This is a genomic window from Nostoc edaphicum CCNP1411 (assembly GCF_014023275.1).
In the GTDB taxonomy this organism is placed as follows: domain Bacteria; phylum Cyanobacteriota; class Cyanobacteriia; order Cyanobacteriales; family Nostocaceae; genus Nostoc; species Nostoc edaphicum_A.
The window spans coordinates 254,996-264,855 of record NZ_CP054697.1 but is presented as its reverse complement, the minus strand read 5'-3'; the positions used below and the strand labels follow the sequence as shown (position 1 = coordinate 264,855).

At 41.4% G+C, this 9,860-nt stretch carries 11 protein-coding genes and 1 riboswitch; of the genes, 6 read left to right on the top strand and 5 right to left on the bottom strand.

All coding sequences use genetic code 11. The features are described from left to right. Positions 1 to 196: 196 nt before the first annotated feature. Positions 197 to 346 (bottom strand): hypothetical protein, encoded by a 150-nt coding sequence (locus tag HUN01_RS02770; RefSeq protein ID WP_181927351.1) that lies wholly within the window; start codon positions 344 to 346, stop codon positions 197 to 199. After that, positions 311 to 458, bottom strand: a riboswitch (cobalamin riboswitch). It overlaps the preceding gene by 36 nt. A gap of 59 nt (positions 459 to 517) precedes the next feature. Further along, complete coding sequence (locus tag HUN01_RS35930) at positions 518 to 652, bottom strand: hypothetical protein (RefSeq protein ID WP_257797968.1); 135 nt, start codon at positions 650 to 652, stop codon at positions 518 to 520. A gap of 169 nt (positions 653 to 821) precedes the next feature. On the opposite strand from HUN01_RS35930, the gene HUN01_RS02765 reads away from it, so the two are divergent. Next, positions 822 to 1,709: a DUF4351 domain-containing protein gene (locus HUN01_RS02765; protein WP_181927350.1), complete on the top strand. Its 888-nt coding sequence runs from the start codon at positions 822 to 824 to the stop codon at positions 1,707 to 1,709. Positions 1,710 to 1,791: 82 nt separating this feature from the next. Further along, complete coding sequence (locus HUN01_RS02760; protein WP_181927349.1) at positions 1,792 to 5,076, top strand: ribonucleotide reductase N-terminal alpha domain-containing protein; 3,285 nt, start codon at positions 1,792 to 1,794, stop codon at positions 5,074 to 5,076. Positions 5,077 to 5,111: 35 nt separating this feature from the next. Here HUN01_RS02760 and HUN01_RS02755 read toward each other — a convergent pair whose 3' ends face one another. Beyond that, the gene (locus HUN01_RS02755) at positions 5,112 to 5,480 is read right to left on the bottom strand and encodes a four helix bundle protein (protein ID WP_181927348.1); all 369 of its coding nucleotides are present in this window, start codon (positions 5,478 to 5,480) and stop codon (positions 5,112 to 5,114) included. 93 nt (positions 5,481 to 5,573) lie between these two features. On the opposite strand from HUN01_RS02755, the gene HUN01_RS02750 reads away from it, so the two are divergent. From HUN01_RS02750 to HUN01_RS02735, 4 genes are all read left to right on the top strand, one after another. Next, positions 5,574 to 6,632 carry a ribonucleotide-diphosphate reductase subunit beta gene (locus HUN01_RS02750; protein WP_238845420.1) on the top strand — a complete coding sequence of 353 codons (1,059 nt, stop codon included), beginning with the start codon at positions 5,574 to 5,576 and terminating at the stop codon, positions 6,630 to 6,632. A gap of 255 nt (positions 6,633 to 6,887) precedes the next feature. Continuing rightward, positions 6,888 to 7,118 carry a DUF433 domain-containing protein gene (locus HUN01_RS02745; RefSeq protein WP_106368350.1) on the top strand — a complete coding sequence of 77 codons (231 nt, stop codon included), beginning with the start codon at positions 6,888 to 6,890 and terminating at the stop codon, positions 7,116 to 7,118. Beyond that, complete coding sequence (locus HUN01_RS02740; protein WP_181927347.1) at positions 7,115 to 7,447, top strand: DUF5615 family PIN-like protein; 333 nt, start codon at positions 7,115 to 7,117, stop codon at positions 7,445 to 7,447. Before HUN01_RS02745 ends, HUN01_RS02740 begins: the two co-directional genes overlap by 4 nt. A 331-nt stretch (positions 7,448 to 7,778) precedes the next feature. After that, positions 7,779 to 9,047 (top strand): DUF2934 domain-containing protein, encoded by a 1,269-nt coding sequence (locus HUN01_RS02735; protein WP_181927346.1) that lies wholly within the window; start codon positions 7,779 to 7,781, stop codon positions 9,045 to 9,047. Positions 9,048 to 9,097: 50 nt separating this feature from the next. Here HUN01_RS02735 and HUN01_RS02730 read toward each other — a convergent pair whose 3' ends face one another. Together HUN01_RS02730 and HUN01_RS02725 are read right to left on the bottom strand one after the other, a co-directional pair. Beyond that, on the bottom strand, positions 9,098 to 9,271 hold the full coding sequence (locus tag HUN01_RS02730) for a hypothetical protein (protein WP_181927345.1): 174 nt from the start codon (positions 9,269 to 9,271) through the stop codon (positions 9,098 to 9,100). Positions 9,272 to 9,394: 123 nt separating this feature from the next. Next, on the bottom strand, positions 9,395 to 9,778 hold the full coding sequence (locus HUN01_RS02725; protein ID WP_181927474.1) for a DUF4346 domain-containing protein: 384 nt from the start codon (positions 9,776 to 9,778) through the stop codon (positions 9,395 to 9,397). Positions 9,779 to 9,860 lie beyond the last annotated feature (82 nt).

The window sequence follows — 9,860 nt, the reverse complement described above, 5'->3', positions numbered from 1 at the left end:
TGTTCAGTGGTGAAACAGGACTATGTACTTCATACACGCCATTTACTACCTGTTTGGAACAACTTCCATCTGTTAGTTAATACAGCGTTTTTTTGTTGCTGTGATTATTTGCAAGCGATACTTTTATAGGGAGTGGCTTATAGCGATCGCTGCATCTCAAGACACAATTTGTACCGGAAATTAATCGCTTACCCTCTCATAGAAAGTCGTAATCTGTAGCGTCTTGATATGTCGGGCTATGAGAACGTAAAGCTGAGTAGTTGTAGAAATCTTCATAAAAATACTTATCTGTGCCTCGCAGATGTACAAAATTTACAAGTTCACTTCGGCGGGCATTCTGACTCACAAAGCTTGCCTAGCCTTGATTACAGCTGCGGGACAGCGCCGGATTTACACCGGACTTTCCCCGTTTCCTCTAGCGGCTGTTCCCCACTAGAACCGAGATTCATCTGAATACTAACACAACTGTGATTTGCTTGCATAAAAATCAATGGTCGATCTATACTGGCATTCGTCATTAATCGGGGCAAGTCTCATTCTTTATCAAAGCTTGCTCTGGATTTTTGTTGGGCAATTCTTCTAGAAATTTTTCAACCAAACAAACTTTTTCGGGTTGCCAGCGTTTGCTGACATAGCGCTGGCATTGTCTCACAGACCATTTTCAGGACTTACGTAAAAATTGTTAAAAAGCTTAATTTATCGTTCGCGAAACTCATACCGAACCGCTTTCTCGTTGGCGGAGCCTAAAAAGAGAAGAATTAGCAGATTGGGCGTAAGTCCGAATTTTTTTATTTGTCAGTCCACCATCTACCAATCAACTGATGACCGAGGAACTTCAAAGAGCAGATAATGATAGTCCGTGGAAAGAAATTTTAGAAGCTTACTTTCCCCAAGCGATGCAATTTTTCTTCCCCCAAACAGCAGCATTAATTAATTGGGAACGTCCCCACGAATTTCTCGACAAGGAATTTCAACAAATAGCTCTTAACGAGGGAGTAGGGAGTAGGGAAGAGGGAGTAGAGAAACCCCTGTTTTGTTCAATATCCTCGCTACTCCCCACTCCCTACTCCCTGTTTTGTTCAATATCCTCCCCACTCCCTACTCCCTGTTTGTTGACATGGCGACCAAATCAATATAGTTATAATTACCCGGATACTAGGCTTAACTTTGAATTTGGCATCGTCAAGCTTTTAGATTATCAAAATAATTGGGCAGAATTAGAAGCCAGTGACAATCCATTTGCAACCGTAGTCATGGCGCATTTGAAAACACAGCAAACAAGTAAAAAGCCAGGAGAACGTAAAACTTGGAAATTTAGCTTAATTCGTCGGTTGTATGAATTAGGATTACAGGAAAGGGACATTCGTAACCTGTACCGATTTATTGATTGGGTTATGATTTTACCAAAAGCCTTGGAAGCAGAATTTTGGCAAGAGTTTAAGCAATTTGAGCAGGAGCGGACTATGAGCTACATTACCACAGGCGAACGCATTGGCTACGAGCGTGGGAAGGAAGAAGGAAAGCAGGAACAAGGACAAACTCTTGTAATACGGCAACTACAAAAACGGGTAGGAGAGTTACCAGAAGAGGTTCGGGAGCGCATTCAAACTCTTTCTTTAGAGCAATTAGAATCACTTGGTGAAGCTTTGTTAGATTTTACAGCTATTGAAGATTTACTTAACTGGTTGTCAGTAAATCAGACGACATAGAAAATGTCTTTTTGCCAAATCTAGTTAACAATTATTTTGCATTTTTGCAATTATTTTTCTACCATTCATCAACACATCTTGTATGCAAGCTTCATCCACACTTTTTGAGGACTCCACAACGGATATCCATGTTGTTCGTCGTGATGGTTCGACAACACCGTTAGAAATTAATAAAATTCGCACAGTGGTTAATTGGGCTTGTTGCGGACTTTCAGCAAATTCTATTGCTTTAGAAGCACATCTGACAACTCGATTGCGTCCTGGAATTACCACGCGAGAAATTCAAGATAATTTAATTCGCTGTGCTTTGGATTTGTGTAGTCCTGAAGAACCTGATTGGCGCTATGTAGCAGGGCGATTACATATTTGGAGTTTGTGGAAAGAAATAACAGTTAGTCGTGGCTATCAGTACGGTTATTATGCTCGGACTGTACAAACAAAAGTTTTATCAGAACAATACGATCGCCGCATTTTAATCTACACAGATGCAGAATTAGAGATTGCTAACACTTGGATCAATCCCGACTGGGATGCCGACTATGATTATGCCGGAGCTGTATTACTGACGAAGCGATATCTTCTGGCGAATGAGCTACCCCAAGAAGCATTTTTAACTTGTGCTTTATTGATTGCCTCCGTGGAAACACCAGAGAATCGATTAACCTGGGCAAAACAATTTTATGAAGCGTTAGCGAATCGTCAAATATCTTTGGCAACTCCCATTCTGGCGAATTTGCGGATTCCTAATGGGTCGCTTGCCAGTTGTTTCATTACGGCGATGGACGACAATTTGGAAAGCATTTTTGATGGGATTCATGATGCAGCTCGGATCTCCAAAAATGGTGGTGGTGTGGGCGTAAATCTGTCTCGCATTCGGGCTACTGGTAGTTGGGTGATGGGGAAAGCTAATTCCTCTGGTGGCGTGGTTCCCTGGATTAAATTGTTGAATGATACAGCGATCGCAGTTAATCAAGGTGGACGCAGAGCCGGTGCTGTCACTGTCAGTCTGGATGTTTGGCATTTGGACTTGCCCGAATTTTTGGAAATGCAAACCGAGAATGGGGACGGGCGACGCAAAGCTTATGACGTGTTCCCGCAACTGGTTGTCAGTGACGAATTTATGCGGCGAGTAGCAGCCGATGAAGAATGGACGTTAGTTGATCCTTATGAAGTACAAACTCGTTTAGGCATTGAATTGGCTCTTTTATGGGGTGAAGAATTTGAAAAGGCTTATCTTCAAATCGAAGCCAGTTTAGAAAGCAAGATTACACTTTACAAACGGGTGAATGCTCGTCTTTTACTCAAACAAGTGATGCGAACCCAGTTAGAAACCGGGATGCCTTACCTATGGTTTAAAGATACCGCGAACCGAGCTAATCCCAATCAGCATGAGGGCTATATTCCAGGTGGAAATTTGTGTGTTGCACCTGAAACTTGTGTTCTTACCGATCGTGGGCAGTTTGCGATCGCAGAATTAGAAGAGCAATTCGTTAACATTTGGAATGGTTCGGAATGGTCAAATGTTCGCATTCGTAAAACTGGAGAAAATCAACCATTACTGAAAGTGCATTTTAGTAATGGAGAAACCCTTGAATGCACCTACTACCACCATTTTTGGGTACAAGACAACTACAAATCTCAACCTCGTTGTGTTGAAGCTAAAAACCTCCAATCTGGTGACAAGCTGATTAAATACCGCTTACCCATCGTTCAGTCTGAGAGTGATATTGAATTTCCCTATGCTTACACAGTAGGCTTTTTTTGCGGCGATGGAAGTCATTCGGCTGAAGGTCTTCCCGAAATCGACCTTTACGGTTCAAAAAAAGCATTGTTACCACATCTTGCTATTCGCAATCATCGTTGGGGTAGTCCCTGGGGTTCAAAAGAACTAGATACCTTAGCCGTTTACCATGATGAAAAACAAGACCGCATTGTTTGTAAACTTCCCCTGGATATCCCCCCAAAATTTACCGTTCCCCTAAATGGCTATACGATTAAATCGCGACTAGATTGGTTTGCAGGACTGCTTGATGCAGATGGTTGTGTTTTTCGTAACGGATGTAACGAAGCGCTATCAATCACCTCTGTCCACAAAAACTTTCTACTTGATATTCGTTTGATGTTACAAACTCTCGGTATTGACTCGAAAGTATCACGATACTTTGATGGGGGTTATCAGTCAATGCCAGATGGGAAAGGTAGTAAAAAGGATTACTTATGCCAAACAGCCTACCGCTTACTTATTTCATCCTTTGGGCTATTTCAACTTGGGCAGCTTGGATTAAAAACTTACCGATTGCAATGGGAATTACGAAAACCTCAGCGAGAAGCGAGTCATTTCATTCGAGTTGAGGAAATTGAGCTAACCTGTCGTCGTGATGACACCTATTGTTTTACCGAACCGCTTCGTCATTTAGGTATGTTTAATGGGATTTTGACGGGACAATGCCAGGAATCTTGGTCAAATGTGAAACCTGGTGAAGAAGCACATACGTGTAATCTCGTAAGTATCAATCTAGCAAATCTTGAGGATGAGAAACGAGCAGAGATTTGTCAAATTGCAGTACGTATATTAGATAACACGATTGAACTCACCTCACCACCCTTTGCTGCTAGTGCCACCCACAACGCCAAATATCGCACAATTGGAGTGGGCTGTATGGGATTAGCCGACTGGTTAGCAAAACGTCATCTCACCTACACCCATCTTCAGGAAATCAGCGATTTATTTGAAGATATCGGTTACTATTGCACCGCAGCATCAATGTCCCTTGCTCAGGAACGAGGTGCGTATCCTGCTTTTGTGGGTAGTGAATGGAGCAAGGGACATTTAATCGGAGCAAAACCTGTGCAATGGTTTTTGCAACACGCTAGTCTTCCAGAACGCTTCGCAAAATTGAGTCAGGATATCAAACAACATGGTATTCGCAATTCACACATTACAGCGATCGCACCCAACACTTCTTCATCTTTAGTTCAGGGTTGTACAGCCAGTGTTTTACCCGTTTACAGCAAATTCTTCTATGAAAAGTGGGCAAAGGGTTCAGTACCGATCGCACCGCCTTACATTCGGGATAATCTATGGTTCTATGTCGAAAATAAGACACTAGATCAGAAAAAAGTGGTGCGGGCGATCGCCACAATCCAACAATGGATTGATACAGGAATTTCGATGGAACTACTGTTTAATCTCAACGCTGGAGTTTATTTCCCCGACGAACCAGAGCGTTCTCTCACCGCTCTTGATATTTTTGAAACCATAATGCTGGCTTGGGAATTGGGTTGTAAAGCAATCTACTATATTCGCACTGTCCAGAAAGACAGTTTTAAAGAATCGAACGAGCAATGTGTTGCTTGTGCAAGCTAACTAGGGAGTAGGGAGTAGGGAGTAGGGAGTAGGGATTAAGAAAGCTTTGCTTTCAAGGATTTTTGTAAACCTCGAAGCATTCGTTGTATTTCGTCAGTTTTGGTTAGGATTTCTTGGAGTTTAAGATTGGTTATGTATTCCAATTGTTCGGCTAAAATGAGTTGGGTTTCAAGTTCCGCCAAAGAACCGAGAGCGATCGCAATAAATCGAAGGAATTCTTGTGTTGAATCTCTAGCATGACCTTCTGCCAAATTTGATGGGATTGATACCGCCGCCCGTTGCATTTGGCTACTCAAACCATATGTTTCAGACTTAGGAAAATCTCGTGTTAATAGATAAACTTGCTTGGTCAAGCTTATACCCAACTGCCAAACTTTTAAATCCCGATAACTATTAATTGCCATAGATGCTAAATCAGTGTATGTATCTTTTTTAATCCTACTCCCCACTCCCCACTCCCTACTCCCCACTCCCTACTCCCTACTCCCTACTAAAAGATGTACCAACCAAGACAATCATTAATGCCGATTAATCCCGTTTTCAATCCGAACGGAAATGATGATACAGGAAACCGTTTGATATGGTTCGGAGAGACTACGAACTTAATGCAATTAAACGACGTTCGCTATTCGTGGGCTGTGTCTCTCTACCGTCAAATGCGAGAGAACTTTTGGATTCCCGAAAAAATAGACATTACTCAAGATGTAACAGATTACGTCAATCTCACGCCTGGAGAACGACGTGCATTTGATGGCATCCTTAGTTACCTGACGTTTCTCGATTCAGTGCAAACCTGTAATGTGCCTCACATCAAAAACAGCGTGACAGCACCAGAAATTGCATTGTGCATGGCAGAACAAATTTCTCAAGAGGCGATGCACAATCAGTCTTATCAATACATTATTGAGACGGTGATTCCCAGCGATCGCCGTACACACGTCTATGATTTTTGGCGGAGCGATCGCATTCTCAAAGCTAGATGTGAATTTATCGCTGGGTTATACCAAAAGTATGTCGATAAGCCGACACTAGAAAATTATTTCGTATCGCTGTTGGCGGATTATTTGTTGGAAGGGTTGTATTTCTACAATGGGTTTATATTTTTCTACAATCTGTCATCACGGATGCTCATGTCTGGGAGTGCCGATATCTTTAGAATGATTAACCGAGATGAACTCTCCCATGTGCGGCTGTATCAAAAATTGATTCCAGAAGCGATGCAAGTTTTCCCCCACAGCCGCGAACAAATTTATGAAATGTTTGCCCTAGCTGTTGAGCATGAATGCAAGTGGACAGGACATATTGTCGGAGATGATATTCTGGGTATTACGGCAAACAGTACAGAACAGTACACAAAATATCTGGCAAATGCTCGTTTAAAGGCGATCGGTTTAGATCCATTATGGACAGAAGCTATCTACAAGAAAAGCCCTTATGCTCACTTGGAGCGTTTCTCAGATACTAAAAAAGAAGCTCACACGAAGGCAAACTTCTTTGAGGCGAGTGTCACCAGTTATGTTATGTCTTCTAGTATTGAAGGTTGGGATGATTTCTAAAAAGGGGTCTAGCAACCCCAATGTACCCGACCGCCGAGAGATGATTTTTAACGAGGGAGTAGGGTATTTTCAATATCCTCCCTACTCCCCACTCCCCACTCCCTACTCCCTGTTTTGGTGATTGGGAACGTTAAGTCGCTTAGTCTTAGGATGGTGGCAATCACCACTCTTTGAATTTTTGCTATGTTTAAACATGACCAAGGCATAATCTAAGATTGTGCCTTGGTCGAGAATACAATGTCGATAATTTCAACTATGAACTACCGAAACTACATTACGATTGAACCAAATAAACGCGGTGGTAAACCTTGTGTACGCGGCTTGCGAATTACGGTTTATGAAGTGCTTGAGTACTTGGCTTCCGAGATGACCGAAGCAGAAATTCTCGACGATTTTCCCGATCTGACGCGAGAAGATTTAAAAGCTTGCATTGCTTATGCTGCTGACCGTGAGCGTCGGTTTATGACCGCTCCATTATCTGCATGAAATTACTTTTTGATGAAAACTTGTCACCTAAGTTACCAAGCCGTTTGAGCGATCTTTTCCCAAATTCGCTTCATGTTCGAGATGTGGGCATGAAAGCAACGATCGACCCAATAGTTTGGGATTATGCAAAAGACAATAATTTGATGATTGTCTCAAAAGATGCAGATATGCACGACCTGAGCTTAGTATTTGGGAACCCACCGAAAGTTATTTGGCTTCGCGCTGGAAACTGTTCAACATTACAAGTTGAAAATTTGCTACGTCAGAATTTTAACGCGATCAAGTTATTTTATGAAGATGAAAATTTATCGTTGCTTGCTTTATCATAATGCACCGATGGCTTTGGATCTCTTCCCAGGGTTTATTACAAATGGAGAAAACATAATGGCGATCGCCGTAGACATGTCTATGATTTTTGGCGGAGCGATGCCTGCGGCGGGCTACGCCTACGCATTCTTAAAGAACACGGAAAAATTCTGTATAATATCCAAATAGGTTTGTTATCAAGAAAATTTCTGTATATTCTGACAGGATTTGTCTGTAATGCTTAATATATCTTTATCTAGAAAAAGATTATACGGGAAGTTTCCGTATAATAAATAATTAGGACTCATCTGAGCATGAGTAAGTGAGGGAAAAATCTTAGTGGTGAGCTAATTTATGACTATTGATTGGGTTAAAGATGAAATCGTAAAAAAGTATTCCTGCGTTGAGCAAATTGTCTATGCTGGAAGTTTAAATACTTTACTTAATGAATGCCATCAATACCTGAACCTATACGAGACTTTATGCGCTCAGGTACTAAATTTAAATAAACCCTTTCTTTCTAACGAAATTCAAATTGCCGAAGCAATCTACTACACCACCCAATCAGATTATGAGAGAAAATTATTAAATCATACATACTATAGAGGAAATTGTTCTGCATTCAGTAATGTTTTCCGAAGCATTCTAACTAGATTTCGAGATGAGGCTATTCAGGAATCAGCCTTAAGAAAACTAAGAGGATTGACTTTAAAGCATATAATAGATAGTTTACGGCTTATTAATCATTATCAAGGCAGTGTTGGAAAAAATGAGTTATTTAATAATATATATCTAACTAATAATCCTGATTTTAGTATTTACTATGACACGTGCGATCAAATTATTTTTGGTGAAGCAAATTTTGACGACTATTCTGACCAGAGTGAAGTTACTCCTGCTTTAATTCGCGTCATGATAGAGCTTCGACTTAAGTGGAGCATGGGAATCTCTGGATACATGGTTAGTCAAAAACCAGGCAATATGAGTGATTTTCTTGAAGTTTATCGCTCCTTTGTGAATCAGCAAAAAGTGATTATTGATCCTAGATTTGACATCATTAAGAGGATTTACGAATGGGGAAATATTTATATACATACAGGAACTCGATCTTATACTTGGTTGACGGGATTTGCAGTAAATATTTTGAAGCCTCTTTTCTATGGTGAGACACACCGTTTGTCGGGAGTAAGAGTTGAATCTCTAGCTACAATCTATGAATTTTGGGATGAACTGAAAAATCACTACATTAATCGTTCGCATGACAAAAGAGTCGATGTCAGGATTTTTCCATATACGCCAGGTTTTATTTGCACCGACAAAACTTTTAGCTCAATTCCATGTAAGAACCACTATGCAATCTATGAAGATGTGATGCTAAAATCAGGACTTTATAAAGCTATTGCTGCATATAATATGAAATGTATACTTGGGGAAGGAATTTCAGCAATTGGTAATGCACTTTATGAGCGTGTACGAAACAGCTACATATCTCTACGAGAACATGAAATTAGAGAAAGAGCTTACTATGTATGGTTGAAGAGAGATATGCCATTATGGGATGCTGACCGTGACTGGTACTGCGCTATTGAAGACGATATTGCCTATCTGCCCAAACCAGCTTGAATGTTGAACCTATGTCTAAGAAGCGCGTGTACACGGAACGGAGATTTACGCTATCGATTATGATGCAAAAAATATAGTCGTCCGGTGACGCACCAACCGTTAGCTGGCTCCGTTTTGGTCAGTTGAGGCGGTGGTTTCAGGGTGATTTGTTGGTAGCGCGATCGCCCAGCAAGCTCTTTGCTGAGACAGGCGTGTTTGGAGGGCGATCGCTCGCTGTGTTGCAAGGCATGAGGGATCGGTGACGTGGCAAGCTAACAAGTCATTGGAGCGGACAAGGAAACGTTGCTGGCTCCGTTTAAGTGTGATCGTTGCCGCTCAATTTGGTCGTTAAGTCATCACAAACCTATTTAATCCTGTACGTAGTCTTGTCCTGTCACCAAAGCCAATTCTGCTCGCATAAACTCACGCCCCAAGTAAGCCGCATGATCCAATCGGCTGACTGGAAAAGGTTTTGTTGACTCAAACAGTTGAATGCAAATTTCTTTAGCAGTTCTTCCAGTAAATAGGGCAGTTGGTTGTCGTTCCACTTTGACGGTTGCAGGAATCGGCTTTCCGGTTTCTGGATCGATAGCCAATCCTTGCTCGTTAACTTCATTGGTAAAATGTTTCGCACAGATCAAGCCTGCTCCCCGATCTAAGTAGATAATAAAATAACCTGCCGGATCGAGTTCTAAAAATCGCTTGGATAGTTTGTAGTCAATTGCTGCGATTGTTTCCACTGTCGTTATCATCATTTTTAAACTCCAAAACAAAAAGCACCGCTCTAAACGCCAAGAGAAGTCTGAGCTTCATATCTTCAGTGAATGCAGAGAA

What these genes read in the sequence shown, in the direction of transcription:
- HUN01_RS02760 (WP_181927349.1), top strand. Translation starts at nt 1,792, where the DNA reads ATGCAAGCTTCATCCACACTTTTTGAGGACTCCACAACGGATATCCAT.
- HUN01_RS02725 (WP_181927474.1), bottom strand. Translation starts at nt 9,778, where the DNA reads ATGATAACGACAGTGGAAACAATCGCAGCAATTGACTACAAACTATCC.
- HUN01_RS02765 (WP_181927350.1), top strand. Translation starts at nt 822, where the DNA reads ATGACCGAGGAACTTCAAAGAGCAGATAATGATAGTCCGTGGAAAGAA.
- HUN01_RS02750 (WP_238845420.1), top strand. Translation starts at nt 5,574, where the DNA reads ATGTACCAACCAAGACAATCATTAATGCCGATTAATCCCGTTTTCAAT.
- HUN01_RS02755 (WP_181927348.1), bottom strand. Translation starts at nt 5,480, where the DNA reads ATGGCAATTAATAGTTATCGGGATTTAAAAGTTTGGCAGTTGGGTATA.
- HUN01_RS02735 (WP_181927346.1), top strand. Translation starts at nt 7,779, where the DNA reads ATGACTATTGATTGGGTTAAAGATGAAATCGTAAAAAAGTATTCCTGC.
- HUN01_RS02745 (WP_106368350.1), top strand. Translation starts at nt 6,888, where the DNA reads ATGAACTACCGAAACTACATTACGATTGAACCAAATAAACGCGGTGGT.
- HUN01_RS02740 (WP_181927347.1), top strand. Translation starts at nt 7,115, where the DNA reads ATGAAATTACTTTTTGATGAAAACTTGTCACCTAAGTTACCAAGCCGT.